The organism is Cohnella faecalis (assembly GCF_003570905.1).
Classification (GTDB): Bacteria; Bacillota; Bacilli; order Paenibacillales; family Paenibacillaceae; genus Cohnella; species Cohnella faecalis.
The window spans coordinates 1-17,897 of record NZ_QXJM01000039.1 but is presented as its reverse complement, the minus strand read 5'-3'; the positions used below and the strand labels follow the sequence as shown (position 1 = coordinate 17,897).

General features: G+C 46.4%; 19 protein-coding genes. 8 read left to right on the top strand and 11 right to left on the bottom strand.

What is annotated here, in order from left to right:
* Positions 1-257: 257 nt before the first annotated feature.
* Complete coding sequence (locus tag D3H35_RS12970; RefSeq protein WP_119149775.1) at positions 258-1,025, bottom strand: DODA-type extradiol aromatic ring-opening family dioxygenase; 768 nt, start codon at positions 1,023-1,025, stop codon at positions 258-260.
* Positions 1,026-1,070: 45 nt separating this feature from the next.
* Positions 1,071-1,424: a DoxX family protein gene (locus D3H35_RS12965; RefSeq protein WP_119149774.1), complete on the bottom strand. Its 354-nt coding sequence runs from the start codon at positions 1,422-1,424 to the stop codon at positions 1,071-1,073.
* Between the two features lie 137 nt (positions 1,425-1,561).
* Between D3H35_RS12965 and D3H35_RS12960 the strand changes: the two genes are divergently transcribed.
* The gene (locus D3H35_RS12960) at positions 1,562-1,942 is read left to right on the top strand and encodes a winged helix-turn-helix transcriptional regulator (RefSeq protein WP_119149773.1); all 381 of its coding nucleotides are present in this window, start codon (positions 1,562-1,564) and stop codon (positions 1,940-1,942) included.
* Between the two features lie 14 nt (positions 1,943-1,956).
* Here the strand turns inward: D3H35_RS12960 and D3H35_RS12955 are convergent, their stop codons facing one another.
* Together D3H35_RS12955 and D3H35_RS12950 are read right to left on the bottom strand one after the other, a co-directional pair.
* A complete protein-coding gene (locus D3H35_RS12955; RefSeq protein ID WP_119149772.1) occupies positions 1,957-2,844 on the bottom strand; it encodes an alpha/beta fold hydrolase in 888 nt (295 codons plus the stop codon).
* 148 nt (positions 2,845-2,992) lie between these two features.
* On the bottom strand, positions 2,993-3,589 hold the full coding sequence (locus D3H35_RS12950) for a TetR/AcrR family transcriptional regulator (protein WP_119149771.1): 597 nt from the start codon (positions 3,587-3,589) through the stop codon (positions 2,993-2,995).
* Between the two features lie 145 nt (positions 3,590-3,734).
* On the opposite strand from D3H35_RS12950, the gene D3H35_RS12945 reads away from it, so the two are divergent.
* Positions 3,735-4,379 carry a peroxiredoxin-like family protein gene (locus D3H35_RS12945; protein ID WP_119149770.1) on the top strand — a complete coding sequence of 215 codons (645 nt, stop codon included), beginning with the start codon at positions 3,735-3,737 and terminating at the stop codon, positions 4,377-4,379.
* A gap of 20 nt (positions 4,380-4,399) precedes the next feature.
* Here D3H35_RS12945 and D3H35_RS12940 read toward each other — a convergent pair whose 3' ends face one another.
* The 6 genes from D3H35_RS12940 to D3H35_RS12915 form a co-directional block, all read right to left on the bottom strand.
* Entirely contained in the window at positions 4,400-5,020 is a 621-nt protein-coding gene (locus tag D3H35_RS12940; protein ID WP_233567915.1) for a DUF2798 domain-containing protein, read from the bottom strand.
* Positions 4,945-5,511: a TetR/AcrR family transcriptional regulator gene (locus D3H35_RS12935; RefSeq protein WP_233567914.1), complete on the bottom strand. Its 567-nt coding sequence runs from the start codon at positions 5,509-5,511 to the stop codon at positions 4,945-4,947. Before D3H35_RS12935 ends, D3H35_RS12940 begins: the two co-directional genes overlap by 76 nt.
* Positions 5,512-5,660: 149 nt before the next feature.
* Entirely contained in the window at positions 5,661-6,104 is a 444-nt protein-coding gene (locus tag D3H35_RS12930; RefSeq protein ID WP_119149768.1) for an SRPBCC family protein, read from the bottom strand.
* 2 nt (positions 6,105-6,106) lie between these two features.
* Complete coding sequence (locus D3H35_RS12925; protein ID WP_119149767.1) at positions 6,107-6,550, bottom strand: SRPBCC family protein; 444 nt, start codon at positions 6,548-6,550, stop codon at positions 6,107-6,109.
* Positions 6,547-7,056, bottom strand: coding sequence for a MerR family transcriptional regulator (locus D3H35_RS12920; RefSeq protein WP_119149766.1), 510 nt, complete (start codon positions 7,054-7,056; stop codon positions 6,547-6,549). The genes D3H35_RS12925 and D3H35_RS12920 overlap by 4 nt, the downstream gene beginning before the upstream one ends.
* Before the next feature lie 153 nt (positions 7,057-7,209).
* A complete protein-coding gene (locus D3H35_RS12915; RefSeq protein ID WP_119151142.1) occupies positions 7,210-7,554 on the bottom strand; it encodes a zinc ribbon domain-containing protein YjdM in 345 nt (114 codons plus the stop codon).
* 186 nt (positions 7,555-7,740) lie between these two features.
* Here D3H35_RS12915 and D3H35_RS12910 point away from each other — a divergent pair, with 186 nt between their 5' ends.
* The 4 genes from D3H35_RS12910 (at position 7,741) to D3H35_RS12895 (ending at position 12,939) form a co-directional block, all read left to right on the top strand.
* The gene (locus D3H35_RS12910) at positions 7,741-8,424 is read left to right on the top strand and encodes a response regulator transcription factor (protein ID WP_119149765.1); all 684 of its coding nucleotides are present in this window, start codon (positions 7,741-7,743) and stop codon (positions 8,422-8,424) included.
* Entirely contained in the window at positions 8,417-8,845 is a 429-nt protein-coding gene (locus D3H35_RS12905) for a hypothetical protein (protein WP_147355831.1), read from the top strand. Before D3H35_RS12910 ends, D3H35_RS12905 begins: the two co-directional genes overlap by 8 nt.
* Positions 8,791-9,792, top strand: a complete 1,002-nt coding sequence (locus D3H35_RS12900) for a sensor histidine kinase (RefSeq protein WP_119149763.1) — start codon at positions 8,791-8,793, stop codon at positions 9,790-9,792. Before D3H35_RS12905 ends, D3H35_RS12900 begins: the two co-directional genes overlap by 55 nt.
* Before the next feature lie 69 nt (positions 9,793-9,861).
* Positions 9,862-12,939 carry an efflux RND transporter permease subunit gene (locus D3H35_RS12895; RefSeq protein ID WP_158594094.1) on the top strand — a complete coding sequence of 1,026 codons (3,078 nt, stop codon included), beginning with the start codon at positions 9,862-9,864 and terminating at the stop codon, positions 12,937-12,939.
* Between the two features lie 136 nt (positions 12,940-13,075).
* Here D3H35_RS12895 and D3H35_RS12890 read toward each other — a convergent pair whose 3' ends face one another.
* Positions 13,076-13,507: a GNAT family N-acetyltransferase gene (locus tag D3H35_RS12890; RefSeq protein ID WP_119149761.1), complete on the bottom strand. Its 432-nt coding sequence runs from the start codon at positions 13,505-13,507 to the stop codon at positions 13,076-13,078.
* A 235-nt stretch (positions 13,508-13,742) separates the two neighbouring features.
* Between D3H35_RS12890 and D3H35_RS12885 the strand changes: the two genes are divergently transcribed.
* Both D3H35_RS12885 and D3H35_RS32390 read left to right on the top strand, forming a co-directional pair.
* Positions 13,743-16,457: a DUF4011 domain-containing protein gene (locus D3H35_RS12885; protein WP_233567913.1), complete on the top strand. Its 2,715-nt coding sequence runs from the start codon at positions 13,743-13,745 to the stop codon at positions 16,455-16,457.
* A complete protein-coding gene (locus D3H35_RS32390; RefSeq protein WP_233568065.1) occupies positions 16,405-17,466 on the top strand; it encodes a hypothetical protein in 1,062 nt (353 codons plus the stop codon). The genes D3H35_RS12885 and D3H35_RS32390 overlap by 53 nt, the downstream gene beginning before the upstream one ends.
* The last annotated feature ends 431 nt before the right edge of the window (positions 17,467-17,897 follow it).

Here is a 17,897-nt window from a genome sequence, read left to right as displayed (position 1 = left end):
TAACAGTAGGACGAGGTACCATACAATCGGCGAGAAGTGTGATCGAGAGCGCATCAGTAGGATGAGATCCCTTTCATTTGGTGAAAAGTACGGGCGAGCGCGCATCAGTGGGACGAAATCCCATTCATTCGGCGGAAAGTGCGGGCCAGCGCGCCAACAGTGGGACGCGCTCCCACACAATCGGCGGAAAGAGTGGTCGAATGCACCAACAGTAGGACGAGGTACCCTACATTCGGCGGAAATCTCCCCCGTTGGATTCAGAACTGAAGACTAAGCGAGCTTAGCGAGCCATATTCCAGGGAGTCGTACAATTCGAGGACTTCACGACCTGGTGTGCCGCTTCCAAGCGCAATGAGCAGAGGCACGAAATGCTCCGGACGAGGGACTGCCTTGGCCGAATATGGAGCTAACGATTCGTAACGGCTTAAAGCATCGATATCTCTGGCGAGTGCCTTTTCCCGAATCCAATCTATGAATTGTACGGCCCACTCGCGAGGCGGGGCATGCCGATCCCGATCGAATTCGTTAAAATTGTGCGTTAACATGCCGCTGCCGATGACGAGAATGCCTTCCTGTTCAAGCCCTTGCAGCGCTTCGCCGATGGCGATTTGCTGTTTGGCCGGCAAGAATGGATTGACCGAGATGGGGACGACGGGGATATCGGCTTCCGGATAAGCGTGCAGCAAAACCGGGAATACGCCGTGATCCAAGCCGCGATATTTCTGCTGAACCGGAATGCCGCGCCGGCGAAAGCGCTCTTCCACGATGGAAGCGACGATCGTCGAGCCTCTCGCGGGGTATTGAACTTTGTAAAATTCGGGAGGAAACCCGTAATAATCGTAAACCATTTCATGCACGTCGTCCGTTGCGGAAATCGTCGTAGTCTCGCTTTCGAAGTGCGCCGAGAAAATGACGATCGCTTTAGGGCGGTTTTCCTTGCCAAAGCGGTTCAAAAACGCCGTAAATTCGGATTTTTCGAAAATCGTATAGGGCGAGCCATGCGGCAAAAAAACGGGAGAAAGCATCCTGTAACCTCCTAGCTTCGTTTTTTACAATTCATGACCGTTACCTTACCAACGGCCGACGGCTACGAATATAGCTAACGCCAAGAATAGGATGTTCATCCCGATGGCTTGATTTTCTTTTCGCTTAGCGTGAAACCCGGCAGCTAGTATCATGACGATGCCCAGCGCAATAGCTGCAATCGGAGTAAGCGAAGGCGCGACTCCTGTTGCATAAGGCAAAATGACGCCAAGCCCTCCCAGAAGCTCCGACAACCCGATAAAAATAACCAAGCCTTTTGAATATTCTTTTACCCAGGGCATACCTTCTTTAGCTTTTTCGTACTGAAAGGCTTTCATCATGCCAGCCATAATAAAAATCAATCCTAAAATACCTTGTGCGATCCATAATGCGATATTCATAAATGGTTTGCTCCCCCTTGAAGGAATGAAATTTATAGGTCTATAATAGCTTCAAGGGTAGATCATGAGAAGTAGGCACTCAAAATAAACATAGTATATAAATGATACCTTGAATAATGACTTGAGGAGGAACCGCAATGCCTGATGGATGCAAGGTCGAAACCGCGTTGGAAATCCTTGTCGGCAAGTGGAAGCCAATCATTTTATTTCATCTGTTTGGGAATGGCACGATGAGATTTAGCGAACTCCAAAAAGCCATGCCCGACATAACGAAAAAAATGCTGACATCGCAATTAAGGGAATTAGAGTATCACGACATCGTTCATCGGAAGATCTACCTTCAAATCCCTCCCAAAGTCGAATATTCCATTACGGAATACGGCAAACGGATGACTCCTCTATTGCAGTCGATGAATGACTGGGGAATCGCTCATGTCGAGCATTTGAACGAGCTATATGGCGAGGATCGATCGGTTGAACCGTTCACGGATAAAGCAGAGGAAATTGTTGCGAAGTAAATTTCTTCAGCCGATCAGTCCCGCCCCGCCTCGTACAGCTTCTGCGCCACCATGGCAGGCCTTGTAAGGGAATCGGTCATATGGTCCCCGTCGCCGACGATCAGGCGGAACAGGCCGAGCCGCGAGGACATGTGCGGATACCAGCCGAAGCCCTCTCCTTGTGCAAAAACGTTGTCTTGGTAGAAAAATACATAACTTTTGGGCGTAGGAAGCGCATAGAACGCTTTAAGATCCAGCTTCTCGAAGAGCGGCTTTGCTGGTTCCGGAGTGACGCGCGCGTACATCTGCCTGGCTACCTCTAAGGTGGCTGTATTAACGAATAAGTCCCGAAACAGCGGAAACGGGAGCATAATCGTATCGTCATTCGATGCGGCTCTGAGCTGCTCGAAGCCTTGCCTCGTCTGGGGCGGCAGCTCGTCGGCAACAGACTCGCCGTCTTTCAATACGAACGCGTCCCAAAAAACGAGGCGCTTGATGCGGTCCGGTATTTGTTCCGCGACCTTCTGGATAACAGAACCGCCGAAGCTATGCCCGACGAGAATGATGTCACGCAGGTTTAGCCTTGTTATAAAGTCGACGACGGACTTCGTGATCATCGCATGTGTGACCGCTTTGTTCTGATCGTTGCCGTGACCTGCATATTCCGGCGCATAGACTATATGCCCTTCCCTGCTCAGCTCCGCCGCTATGCCGTCCCAGAAATGAGCGTCGGCCCAGGAGCCATGCACAAGCACAAAGCTAAGTCGTTGCTGCGGAGACGGCCGGCAGCTTTCGTCTGATTCCTGGACGTCATGTGGCCAGAGCCATCCGCCATCGGTATAAGGGGAGTAATAGAAACCGCGAGGCATAAATCGGTTATCGGAATAGGGGAATTGATGGATTTGGGGGTAATAAGGAAACATACAAAAACATCCTTTCAAGTCGACATCATTCAGCTTATGCCTAATGTTTTTGTGAGGTTCCCCATACTCCATCCACCTGCAATACAAACGTGCTCGTTGCCCTAAGCTTTCATCCACAGTCGACTCCACATTCGTATGAAAACACCCCCTACTTGCGCAAGCACATCCCTTTCAAGTACGCCGTCAGATTTTCGATATTCATTCGGACATGCCGATTGTCGCCCTCCAGCTTGCTGAGCATGATGCCGCCTTCCATGACGGATAGCGTGAAGGTCGCTAATGCATCGATATTAAGGTCCGCTTTGAACTCGCCGGATTGAACGCCTTCCGAGATAATTTCTTTCATGGCGTCCAATGTTCTTGCCAGCCCTTGGCGGGCTTGCTCGCGCAGAACCGGATGGCCGTCGTCGCTCTCGGTAGCCAGGTTAAGCAGAGGACACCCGCCTACAAAAGGAGGGGCTTCGACTACGTTCTCATAAACACGCAAATAGACGAGCAGCTTGCCCATCGCAGTCGGTTCCCGATCGAGCGCCTCGTTGATTTTGCTGCCCACGATGCTGCCTGCATATTGATAAGCCTCAACGGCGATTTCGTCCTTGCTCGCAAAGTAGCGGTATATGCCGCCTTTCTTAATGCCCGTTAGCTCCGTAATGTCCGACAAGGACGAGCCTGCATAGCCTCTTTGGTTAAACAGCTCGGCAGACTTCGCGATAATATGTTTGCGGGTGTTTTCTCCCTTGAGCATGTCAATTCCCCCTTGCGCACACGCGGAATGATTCTTTTCATTATACCAAATGAAAATTTGCTTTCGATAAGGGATTGCTTATGTTATATTAAAGATACCGATCGGTATCTTTTTTTGGAATTTACCTTACAGGAGGAGAATGACTATGCTATTGCATGAGATGCTGGAGGAAGCCAAAAAGCAATTCGTGGCCAAAGTGCCTGCGGACGTTCACACCGAAATATTCCGATTGATTCGCGAGCAGCAGCAAGCGGGAATCGTGTACGGCCTGCAAGAGGGGCAACAAGCGAAAGACTTTACGTTGAATAATTCGGCAGGCGTCCCTGTGAATCTGTTCGAACGGCTTTCCAGCGGGCCGGTCGTGTTAACCTTTTATCGAGGAAGCTGGTGCCCCTTCTGCAACATTCAGCTACGGGCTTACCAAGCCATTCTGCCGGAGATCGAAGCGCTGGGCGGCCAATTGATCGCCTTAAGCCCGCAAAGTCCGGACAATACACTCTCCCAGCAAGAAAAAGAAGCCCTTCGCTTCCAGGTTCTCAGCGATACGAACGGGCTGGCGGCCGGCCTCTATCACGTGCTATTCGATGTTCCGTCCTACATACAGGAGGTCATGACGAATAAATTGAAACGGAATCTGGCTGATTACAATGCAACCGACCGCTGGATCCTCCCCATTCCTTCGACCTTCATCATCGACAAGTCCGGCATAATCCGCTCGGCTTACGTGAACCCGGATTTTATGCAGCGGCTGGAGCCGCAGGACATTCTCGACCAGCTCAAAAAGCTGTAGGCTTGGAACCGTCAGTACGTTTACATCTGTACGGCTTGACTCCTTTTGTCTTGGGCTGCATGCAGCTTTACCATCGCCAATCGTGCAATGGGTTGAATCACCAAACTCTCTGCGATCAGTGCAATTAAGAAATTTCTTGGCCAATTCCCCAAGAAGCGGCTAAAGATCTCAGAGCTAAAACCGTTTCCTACCATATCGCCGATAAGGGTCATAGAAACTGACATTCCTAGTACAGTGAATAAAATGCGGAATAGAATTTTGGCATTAAAGCTGTCCGTTGGTTCTGTGAATTTTCCAACCAATTTCTCTGCAATACGGCCAATAAGAACCGGCTCAATAATCATGACAATAACCCATATGATTGGCAAAGACTTAAGGATCGTCAGGGCAACGGCCGCATTCAATTCCCCGGCAGCCAGAATGATATTTAATGACGTCATTAACAGAACTGTCAGCGTACAAATGATGGCGCCGTACAATGCACCCTCTTTCCCGTTTCGTGGCAATCTTGCTTCCTGATTCATTTTTTTCTTCCTTTCAATAAATGATTTCAGATCTTTCTTCTTTAGAAACCCTTCACTACGTTCGGTAATAGGCTGGCTATCTTCTTTAAGGGATCTATTGATTTTTGCGTCAAACAAAGCATCATTGCACCTTCAATCGAAGCGGTCATTAGCAATGCAAGAGCAGAAGCCGATTCATTCGAAAAGCCATCGGTTACAAGCTTCGCATAGTAAATGCTTTGAATGTTTTCGTAAAGCGCACTACATGCATGGCGGACGGGCTCACTCACCGTGGCCATTTCGCTGACAATGCTGCTAAATGTAAATCCGGAAAGGGTACCCTCTGTTTCCAAGCTGTAAATTAACTTATCAATCATTGCTTGCGCAGCTTCAATAGTCGATAAATGCCTACTGAAAATGTCCTCGATATCTGCCATAATTCCTTCGTTTAAGGCCTGTAAGCATGCAATTAAAAGCTCATCTTTACCATTTGGAAAATGATGATAGAGCGCCCCTTTTGAAACATTGCATGCTTTTAAGATTTCATTGAGTCCTACGCTTTTGTAGCCTTTTTTCTGAAAAAGGCTTGTAGCGGCATCAATCATTAGCGATTTGGTAGTCACATTCATCTACCCCCTCTACATACCAACCGGTCTGTTTGGTATTATATCAAACTATTTATTATTGATGTAAGTGTTTTTACAAAAATAAAAATCGCCGTCCGATCCCGACAGGGAGCGTGAACGGCGATAACTTTTTAAGCTGTCACTATACCAAGCTAGAAGGCCAATTCCGCCAGCAGCTCGCCGAGCCGGTCGAAGTTCTGTTCATTGCCTTCAACGCAGTACGTCTTGGCTTGCTCGAACTCCTCCGTGTTTTTGAAAAGCTGACGGAAGGCGACCTTGGTACGACCGCCTTCCAAGCCCTCGAAGGTGGCCGTGACTCGAAATTCGTGGCCGGATAGATGATCGAGCACGATCCGCTCTAGCGGCACGATCTCTACAAAGACGCTATGGTTCGGGTAATCCACGCCGTTCGGTCCGTGCATGATGAACCGCCACGCGCCGCCCGGCCTTATATCGCACTCGTGAAACGTATTCGTGAAGCCTTGCGGCCCCCACCATCGAGCTAACAAGTCGGGGGTTGTCCAAGCTCGAAAGACCAGCTCCCGAGGGGCATCGAACTCGCGCGTGGAAATAATCTCATTCTCACCTACGGTCATGCTTATACCTCCCCTTCTACTGCCTTGCCCAGTGCGTCCAACATGAGGTTTGTACCGTGCTCCCGTATTTCCGGCGTATCGTGTCCGTCCAAGAACGCACCTTGCTCCGTGAAAATCAGCTTCGTTCCGCCCTCCACCTCGATAAGCTCAACCGTTGTAATCGAGACGGAGATGCGCGTTCCGCCCGAATCCAGCGTGTACGTATAGACAATGCGCTGCTCCGGAACAAGCTCCTGGTAGCTGGCGTCGAAGGTAAAGATCGGTCCTTCCGGCGGCCCGCCGCTGCTGTACTCGCGTCCGCCGACTCGAAAGTCGAAGACATCCGCCTTCGAGAACCACTTGGCTTTGGCGACCGGGTCGGCCCAAGCGTGATATACCCGCTCCGGCGAAGCGGCATAAGTCCGCTCTACAACAAAGGTCGAATGCTTAACGAATCGTTCGTTCATTGATTTTCCTCCTTATTAGGCTTAGGTGTTCCGCTCTCTACGGCAAGAAAGTCTCCTAGCAGGTCCAAATGTCGCTCCCAGCTCGTTTGCCGCTCAACGACGGGCTTCTCGAATCGCATTTTCATCGCTTGCAGGAGGCTGGTGAAATCTTCAATGGTTAATTGCGCCTTTCCCTGCAAAAGCTTAGATACATGTCCTAGCTGCTCCAATAGTTTCTGCTGCAGCTTGATCTGCTCTTTGATTCGTCCGATCTGCAGGTTGACGATTTCAAGCGGGCTGATTTGCCCGCCAGTTAAAGCTGCCTTAACCTCCTCAAGAGATAAGCCCAGCTCCTTAAGCGATAAAATCTGGTGCAAGCGCGACAAGTCCAATTCACTGTACAGCCTGTGGCCGGATTCCGTCTGACCGGACGGAGAGAACAACCCGATTTGATCGTAGTAACGCAAGGTTCGCACGGTAAGCCCCGTCAGCTTGGCGAGATCCCCGATCTTCCAATGTCTCTTCATTCACCATCTCCGCTCTTTGGCGCTAGCTATGTACCGGTAGCTCTAGTATAAAACCTTACGTTACGTAAGGTGCAAGCGAAATCGTGACGCTCTACGATTATACGAAAAGACCGCGATCTACGGACGGCGGTCTTTTCGAGTATAAGGCAGCAGCTATATTTTTTTGACAAACTCCGATTTTAATTTCATCGCTCCAAACTCATCGATTTTGCAATCAATATCATGATCGCCGTCAATCAGACGGATATTTTTTACTTTTGTGCCTATTTTTACGACCAATGACGTTCCTTTTACTTTCAGATCCTTAATAACGCTCACGGAGTCGCCGTCATGCAAGACATTCCCATTGGCATCTTTAACTATTTTTTCATCCACACTATTATCGGAACTCGATTCCAAGCTCCATTCGTGAGCGCATTCCGGGCACACCAGAAGACTCCCATCCTCGTAAGTGTATTCTGAATTGCAGCTTGGGCAATTGGGCAAGTTAGATGACATTTCGCATACTCCATTCCTTATCGTTATCCTTAACATCCTGCCATAGTCCGCTTCAGTCGGTCAAGCCAATCCTAATCAACCCAATCCGATTTGTCTCGATTTTCTTTCCCAATGATTGATTCAAAACTCAATTTTTATATAATTGGGAAAACAAACGTTGCAGAAATAGAATGGGGGGCGCTGAATTTGACAACCGTCTTGGTCGTGGACGATGAGGAGCATATACGAGAATTGGTTCGTTTGTACTTGGAGGATGAAGGCATGGAAATCGTAGAAAAGCCCAACGGAGAAGAGGCATGGGACTACTACACCAATCACGCTGTAGATTTGATCGTGCTGGATGTCATGATGCCTCGAATGGACGGATGGGAATTGTGTCGTCGCCTACGGGAAGCAGGAGATAAGCCTGTGCTTATGATTACCGCCAAGGGAGAGCCGATGGATCGGATCAAAGGGTTCCAGGTCGGAACCGACGATTATTTGGTCAAGCCTTTCGAGCCGATGGAGCTTGTTCTGCGAGTTAGAGCGCTGCTCAAGCGATACCGGATTTCCATATCCCAGACCATCAAGCTGGGGAATGTAACCTTGGACAAAACGAGCTGCCAGATTCGCTACAAGGAGACCGGTAAGGAGGAGTCCATTCCTCTTAAGGAATTCGAGCTGCTCTTTATGCTGGCCACCCAACCGGGCAAACTATTTACGAGAGATACCTTGATCCAGAATATATGGGGCTATGAATATGAGGGCAACGAGCGAACCGTCGATACTCATGTGAAACGACTGAGGGATCGGTTTAACGCTTACGAACAAGATTTCAGAATCGTGACCTTCCGGGGGGTGGGATACCGTCTGGAGGTATATCGTGATTAAATCCCTTTATATACGTATGATTATTATTTTCTTGGGTTCCGTTTTAATCAGCTTGATACTGGGGTTTATCACAAACGGCCGCCTTTTTAACGACCAGCTTCGAGTATTCGTGCACGACAATCTGGTCTCCAAAGGGAAAACGATTATTCAAGCTTATGAACAATCTAATCCCGACAATCAAGACACCCTAATGAAAGGATTGACGGCTCTCGAGAATTATTCTATTCGTATGTTTGACATGGAGGGTAATCCTCTGCATGAAACAGATCCGCCTCCGAACCCATCCCTTGAAGTGAGCTCGGAGCAGCTTCGCGATGTACTGAACGGCGGCGTATACTGGAGCAATTCGGCACGTGGCCCGAGCAAATGGTACTCGGACTTCCCTTTAAAATTAACGGGAAGCCCTTTGCTCTGTTCATAACTCCGGAATTCGGCGAGCTGGGCAGCTTTATTGGCAGCTGGCTTCGAAACCAACTGCTTATCGTGTTGCTCTTCGGCAGTCTCTTTATTGTCGTCTCGGCCCGTTACATCGTCCGTCCATTGCAGCATTTGACTGCTGCAACCCGCAAAATGGCAAAGGGCGATTTCAGCTTTCGCTTGACTACCAAACGTAAAGACGAAATCGGACAACTGACGACAAGCTTTAACCGGATGGCTCACGAGCTAGGCATGCTGGAGAACTCCAGGCGACAATTCGTCTCTGACGTATCCCATGAAATCCAATCTCCGTTAACGTCCATTAAGGGGTTTACGCATGCGCTCATCCACAAGAAGATGGACGAAGCCAGCAGAGTGCGCTTGCTTGGCATTATTGAGGATGAGACTAATCGGTTGTCCCGGTTGAGCGAAGATCTCCTTCAACTGTCTTCTTTGGAATACGAGCATCTGCAACTAAATGTAAGCAATTATCGCTTGGACGAACAAATCCGCAACGTTATTATTGCTTCCGAACCGCAATGGTCATTCAAGAACCTGGCGATTGAGCTCGAGTCGGCGGAAGTTCTCATCATGGCGGACCAAGGCAAGCTTAATCAGCTTTGGACCAATCTGATTGGGAACGCCATCAAATTCACGGAAGAGCGCGGGAGCGTTCGGGTAACGATAAGAGAAGACAATCACGGCATTAAGGTTTTGATTACGGATAGCGGCCAGGGCATTCCTGAAGAGGAGATCGGCAACATTTTCAAACCGTTCTACAAGGTGGACAAATCCAGAGACCGTGCGATTAGCGGTAACGGTATTGGTTTGTCGATTGTGAAAAGAATCGTCGATCTCCACCAAGGCGACATTCAGGTGACAAGCAGAGTCGGCGAAGGCACGACGATTTCGGTTCACTTGCCTCCTCTTTCTACCGCAGCAATTGTATAACTCGAGTACACAGTGAGTACAAATTCGGGTTGTATAATGCAAACAGGTAGTCGAGAGGAGAGAGAGAACGTGAACTGGTTAACAAGAATCAGCTTGAAAAATAGTGTCGCCGTCGTCATTCTTTGTATTCTCATATTAGGGTATGGTCTTTATTCGGCAACGCAGATCAAGCAACAGACACTCCCGGATTTGGAGTTCCCGGCCGTGTTCGTTCAGGTCGTACAGCCTGGCGCATCAACGGAAGAGATGGAGACGGAAGTTACAAAACCATTGGAAGAGAGCCTGAAGAGTATTCAGGGGTACGAATCGCTTACGAGCACTTCGTCGGAGAACTTCGCCAATATCGCGATTCAATTTCCGTTTGGTTCGGATATGGACAAGCTTTTCAACGATATTGAATCCGCATTAGACAAGGTGAGCTTGCCCGATAAGGCGGAGGCAACCGTCAAGCGGTTGTCTGCCAACACCCAGCCGATCTATCAGGCGGCGATTTTCTCCGAAGGCGACAATTCCCAAGCGCTGGAGGAGAAGCTTCAGGAGGATGTCGTTCCCAAATTGCAAAAACTGAACGGCGTAAGCTCCGTAAGCTTGAAAGGGACGACATCCGAGCTTCTGAACATAGTCGTCGATAAAGAGAAAGCCGCACAGAAAGGGATTACCTTAAGCGCTATCCAAAGCGCGCTGCAATCACTTGACTATGCCCTTCCGCTCGGTACGGTTACCCAGGAAGAGACGACGATTCCGATTCGTCTGACGGGTTCAGTTGATTCCTTGAAGCAAATCGAAGACTTGAAATTAGGGGCCGCCGCGGCACAACCGGGAACAGCGTCTTCCCCGCAGCAACAGGCGTCAGGAGTTGCATTGCTGTCGGACATTGCCGAAATCAAGACGGTATCGACGCAAGACGAGATTACTCGTTACAACGGGGAACCGAGCTTTGTCGTACAAGTTGTCAAAAATCAGGATGCGAACACGGCGGAAGTCTCGGATGAAATTAAGGAGCTGTTGACTTCTTACCAAGATAAAGGCGAGCTGAACGTTCATGTCATCAGAGATCAAGGGGAGGAGATCAAAGAGTCCGTATCCGGTCTTATTCGCGAAGGCTTGTATGGCACATTGTTCTGCGTTCTGATCATCTTCCTGTTCTTGCGCAATGTGAGAGCGACCCTCATCTCGATCATTTCGCTGCCTATTTCCATTTTCGCTACGATTGCCGTTATGAATCAGATGGGCTATACGCTCAATATTATGACGCTTGGCGGTATCGCCGTATCGATCGGGCGAATCGTGGACGACAGTATCGTCGTTATCGAGAACATTTACAGATGGAAACAAGAAAAGGGTGAACAGCTCAAAGGCAAGGAGCTTGCTTTCCAGGCGACCCGGGAAGTCATCGGAGCGGTCGCATCGTCAACCGTCGCAATGATTGTCGTATTCGCGCCGCTCGCTTTCGTCAGCGGGATTATAGGGGAGTTTTTCCGGCCTTTCTCGCTAGCGGTGGTCATCTCGATCCTTACTTCGTTGCTGGTGGCTGTTATGCTTATTCCGGTATTGGGAAGCAAGTTTTTCAAACGCGTCAAGCCGCATAAGCAAGGTGGGAGGCTGACGGACGGATTTGAAAAGGTAATCCGCGGCGCATTAAAGCGCAAGGGCATTGTACTCGGCGCATCCGTGCTGCTGCTAATCGGTTCCCTAAGCCTCATTCCTCTGCTCGGTGTGGCGTTCCTTCCGGCCGGCTCGGTCCCGACAGCGTCAATTGGGATCACTCTGCCCTCTAAGAGCGGCTTGGAGCAAACCGACAAAGTCAGCGCCAAAGTGGAGAGCTATTTGAAAGAATTGAACGAAACAGAAAGCTATAGCGTATCCATTGGCAGCTCAGGCGGTAACCCGTTGGCATCATCCGGAGGCAAGAACAAAGCAACGGTAACTGCGCAGTTCGTTGACGGGACAGATATCGATCAGCTTGTCGATCGCATGAATACGGAGCTGCCGGCTATTGTGACGGCCGAGGAAGAAGGAACGGCGATCAATGTCAAGGCGGGCGAGCAGGAAGGCCTGGTAACTGGCAACAATATCGACGTAAGCGTGTTTGCAAATAATGCGGACAATTTGGCGAAAGCAGCCCAGCAAATTGAAAGCTTGATGAAACAAAGCAGCGACCTCAAGGATATTACGAACAATATGAACGAAGTCTCCCCAAAATGGGTTCTGACGCTAAATCAGCAAGGAATCGATGCGAATGTGAGTCCCTTATTGATCATGCAGCTCGTAGGAGAACAGTTGCGTCCGGTAGATGCCGGAACGTATACGATTGATAATAAAGATCGGGATATCACCTTGTCCTACGATCGGCAGATCACATCCAGGGAGGAGCTTGAGAATGTCCAAGTCCCGACTGTCGGCGGCTTGAAGAAGCTAAAAGACGTTGCCGACATTACGCAGCAGAATGCTTGGATTCAGGTCAATCATGACGATGGCAAGATGTATGCTCAAATCAGCGGAACAGTCAAAAAATCCGATGAGGTTTCAGCGGTCACGAAAAAAATCGAAGATAACATCAATAGCTTGTCGCTGCCAAGCGGCGTTGAAGTGACTATCGGCGGCGGTCAACAGATGATTGCGGAGGGCTTTGTTAATCTCGGAATCGCCATGGTCGTGGCCATCGGTCTTGTCTTCCTCGTGATGAGCATGACATTCGGCGGGCTGCTTACGCCGCTGATCATTCTGTCCTCGCTATTGTTCATTCCGGTTGGCGCTCTCGGCGCTCTGTTCGTTACCGGACAGTCCTTATCGATGAGCGGAATGATCGGGATGCTTATGCTCATAGGGATTGTCGTTACCAATGCAGTAGTGCTGCTCGATCGGGTCGAGAAGAACCGCAAATCCGCCGGCATGCCGATAACGGAAGCGATCGTGGAAGCATCCAAGACCCGCCTTCGTCCGATTCTGATGACTGCATTTGCAACCATGTTAGCGCTCGTACCGCTCGCATTATCAGGCTCTTCAACCAGCCTAATTTCCGGCGGACTCGCCATTACGGTCATCGGCGGATTATTCACCTCAACGCTGTTAACGTTGATTGTTGTTCCGGTGGTCTATGAATTGGCATGGAGGAAGCGGAAAACCAAAGAGGCAGAGACGTTCTGAGCGGGGGTACGACCATGAGAAGCGGATTCCATTAAATTGTCCAGGATGAGTGGAGAGGCGCACGGTTACGGTGACGTAATCGTGCGCCTTTCATTTCCTTCCAGAAAACAATCCTTCGATTTGTTTTTTAGAAATGCTAGCTTTGTTGTTGTACACTCCATGTGGGAGGTCGTTTCAGAAACCGATCCGGATCCTTAATAAATCCATATTTCTCATACAGCCCGTGAGCATCCAGTGTCCCCAATAGGCCCATCATTCCTTCAAACTCATCTGAGTCTACAATAATTTCAACTAATTTCTTCCCTATCCCCTTGCCTCTGTACTCCTCCAAAACAAATACATCACATATATAAAAGAATGTCGCACCGTCACTAATAACTCTCGCAAAACCGACTTGTTTTTCGTCTTTGTACACACCTAAGCAATAAGAATTTTCTATAGCCTTAATGGTACGATCGATAGGTCTTTTATTAGCCCAATAGCTTCGCGACAAAAAATCTATCACGATATCCTTATCAATTCTTGTCTTATCATTGCTGATACAAAATTCATTAAACATAACTTCCATGAGATCGCCTCCACGATGTATTTAAGATATTACATAACCATTCCCCGAGCTTTCCCAATGAATAAGAATCATCGTATCACTCTATCGTCGAAAATATTCTCGACATCTTATTTTGAGTTGGAATATTCTATGATTTTTAAGTCGAAAGAAGGAGATTGTTGCCAGTTGTTGAACTTATTTATATAAATATCTGTTTTCATCTAGTGATAAAGTCCTGAACGGCTGAGGTGTTATTATGGCTGCAATTGATGTTCGTATAGATAAGTGGAAGAAGCGTCTTCTTGATTTGGGCAAAAAAAACAGACTCATCAACTATCGAGAAACAAAACGTTCCAACATAAAAATAGTAGCCCCTGATCTCGTGGAGTTGTATAGACTACTCATACTTAATGAAAGTGCCTTAGAATTTCCATTCCCATTTGAAGATGATGACAATGACTATGACGACGAAACTGAATCATATATTTCACTTGGCGACTTACAGACCAATCAAACCATTAAGGAGCAACAGAAGACATTAAGAAATCTTAGAAATAAAGCAAAAACAGCCCTAGAAGAGCAAGGCGTAAACATCCTTTATCTTTCATTTGGTTTTCTAAAGTGGAGGGAGAGCCCCGACTCTGATCGAATTATCTCTTCTCCCATCGTGCTTGCTCCGGTTTCGCTCATGCTGGAGTCATTAACGTCACCATTCGTTCTACGTATGCATGAAGATGAAATTGTAATTAACCCAACATTAAAATATAAGATGGAACATGAATTTGGGGTAATTTTACCTGAGTTTGATGCACACGAAGATAGTATTACCACTTATCTCGACAACCTCAACAAATCTGTTATTAAAAATAAATGGGAAGTTACATTTGAGACCGGCCTAAGCTTGCTCTCCTTCTTGAAAATAAATATGTACGAAGACTTGGATAAGAATCAGGATAAGATTAAAACTCATCCTGTCCTTCTCGGGCTATCCGGAGACCGAAGTCAAATAAAGACTTTGCCTGAGGAATTCAATCATTTTGATCATGACCGGAAGACGCGGGCTATTGATACATTTCAAATCGTTGATGCAGATTCCAGCCAGCAGGACGCCATTCTTTACGCAAAGAAAGGTGTCAGCTTTGTGCTGCAAGGGCCTCCTGGTACTGGAAAAAGCCAAACGATTACAAACATTATCGCCGAGAGTCTTGCTGAGGGAAAGCGAGTGCTATTTGTTTCGGAGAAAATGGCAGCACTTGAGGTTGTACACAAACGATTGACACAAGCAGGCTTATCAGATTTTTGTCTAACCCTACATAGCCATAGAGCTAATAAGAAGGAAGTCCTAAACGATCTTGGTAATACATTGGCTCTTAATAGATTTAAAGTTCATGATGAGGCAATATCCCAACTAGAACTACTTGAAAAGCAAAGGGATAAACTAAATCAATATATTACTGAACTTCACACGACCATTCAGCCTCTCAATCAAACACTATACAGAATAAATGGGAAATTAGCTAAGTTATACGAAACCCCGGATGTTATTTTCTCCATTGACAATATCGGCGAAACGACTCCAGAGAAGTTGAATAGATATATTTACCTTTTGAATGAATTCTCCAAAACCATTGGAAAAATGACTGAGGATTACGCGCTCAACCCTTGGAGGAACTGCACAGTTCCCAATGTTTCGCATGAACTACGGCACGATATTGAAACAAACTTAAGAAAGCTGACCCCCGCTTTCCATATACTTGTTGAGAACTATAATAAAATCTATTCGAACCTTGAACTGAACAGAGATTTAACGCTAGCTACTGCAGAGGAATTCATTGAGATTCTCGACATATCGGAAAAGTCGCCGGGAATTCCGATTCATTGGATAACTACTGAAAATATTACTCCACTGATTCAGCAAGCTGAGAAATTTCTTGCAATGAAAAAGGAATATGAAGTTTACCAGTCAGAGTTAGTCAATATTTATGACAAAGAATACTTTATTCTGCCAGCAGAAAATACGAAATCACTACTCTCATCAAGTGTTACTTCGATTAAGCCTTCATTAAATGCGGATAGTTTTTCAAGTGAAAATGATATTTTGAAGTTCGCAAAATCAATCATTAATGAACTGACTTCTTTTTGTGGAAAAATAGAAGATACTTCAACTGCAGCAGAGAGTATTTTTGAAATATTAAAAATCCCTTATAAGAGATCCATTTCAGGTTTAGAAACTCTTCATACATTATTGGGCCTCATACTTCTAAATCCAAGACCTACTGAGGCATGGTTTGATCCCAGTAAGTATAATGCAATTAAGAAATTGTCAGAAGAAGCAAAGAATAAGTACAACGAGATCAACGATCTCACGACTTTCATTAGCAGCCGTTTCGATAATGAGATTTTTGACATTGATTACTCGTCTATGCTCAAACGTTTTAAAGTTGAATACACATCTTGGTTCAAGACCATTAAGAAGAGCTATAGAACAGATAAAAAACAAATTCGTGCTTTGATGAGAGACAGTTCTTTAAAGCTCGATGACCAAACCATCATTGCAGTATTAAACGAATTAAAAGAACTCGGGGAAAAGCATTCGTGGTTAATTGAAAATGAACAAATACTCGCCCAATTACTCGGGAGCCATTACTTGGGAAAAATGACGGACTGGGGGCTCTTCGAGCAATCGCTCGAACAATTTTCAAACATTATCAACTGTTTCTCAGGCGAAAATATTCCTGTTAGCGTTAAAGACTTTCTCGTTCAAGGAGGAACGAATTATCAGGACATTAAAACACGACATCAGAAGCTTGGTATCATAAAAGACTCCGATCTGATTCTTACTCTTCAAAAGATTTTCCATCAACATCCGATTATAGAGTTTTGGATCTACAAGTACTTCTTGAAATGGTTGCCGGGTAATGAAATCACTTCAGGTATTGAACGGATTATTTACAGAGATAACAAAGCATAGTCAAAAAGAACTTTCATATGACGAGGTTATGAATGATCTCTCCAAGTTAGAGATTATTCAGATTATTGATCGCACAATCAATATGGAGAGCGACAACCTGAAAGAGAACTATCATAACTTCTTCAACGGTAGTATCCAAACCGATTGGAACTCCATCTTAGGATCTTTATCTTGGGCTGGAGATTTTAAAAAATTATATGAAAAGTATTCATTGCCGCAGAGTTTTATTGCTCGTATTTGTTCCGATTTCTCATACGTCACAGAGGTCTCTTCTTACAATAAAATTCTTAAGGACAACTTGAATCAAATACAGAAGGAATGGCGATGGTTTGCAAGCCTCTTTAACAATAAAGAGGAGTTACATCGAACAGACGTAAGAGTTGTTTCTTTAAAAATTAGCAATTGTCTGAATAACATATTTTCTCTGGAAGAATGGATTGATTTTCGTAGCAGCAGGGATGAGTGCAATAAAGATGGACTATCGGAATATGTTCAGAAGGTTGAGGAACTCAAAATCGACAAAGATCAGATAGTCGGTTCGTTCCTTAAGCGTTTTTATCGACTGTGGGTAGACTCTGTGATCTTAAAGTTTCCATCAGTTAATTCATTCCGTAGTCGCAGTCACGATGAGATCATTCAAGAATTTAATCGTCTCGATTTAACTCAACTTTCATTGGCACGAACAAGGACTAAAGAACGGCTTGTCTCAAGGTTGCCGGATTTAAACATAGCTACAATGGCTGTGGATGAGGTTGGAATATTAAAACGCGAGCTAGGCAAACAACGCAAAATACTTCCTCTACGGAAACTATTCAAGGCAATACCTAATTTATTACTTACTCTAAAACCGTGTTTGATGATGTCTCCCCTCTCCGTAAGCTTATTTCTTGATGCAGAGAACTACAATTTTGATGTGATTATCTTCGACGAGGCATCACAGGTTTGTACTGAAGATGCTATAGGAGCAATTATGAGAGGAAGGCAAGTCATTATTGCTGGTGATAAATAAACAATTGCCACCTACCAATTTCTTTGCAGCGAGTACTTCAGATGGAGACTTGACGTAGATGGGGAAGATGACGAAGATTTCGATGATGCCGATGCGTTTGAGTCTATTCTTGATGAATCGCTTACTGTTCTGACGGAGCGAACACTACGATGGCATTATCGGAGTCGTCATGAACATCTGATTGCTTTCTCAAATGCAAAAATTTACAATCATACTTTAATCACGTTTCCTTCTCACATTGATAAGGTGCCTAACCACGGAGTCGAGTATATTTATATTGAGAATGGAATTTATGATCGTGGCGGTAAGAAATGCAACGTACAAGAGGCCTCTCGTGTGGCTGAGCTAGTTTACGAGCATTTCCGCAACTATCCTGAAAGATCCTTAGGGGTTGTAACTTTTAGCGAAGCCCAACAACAGGCTGTGGAAAC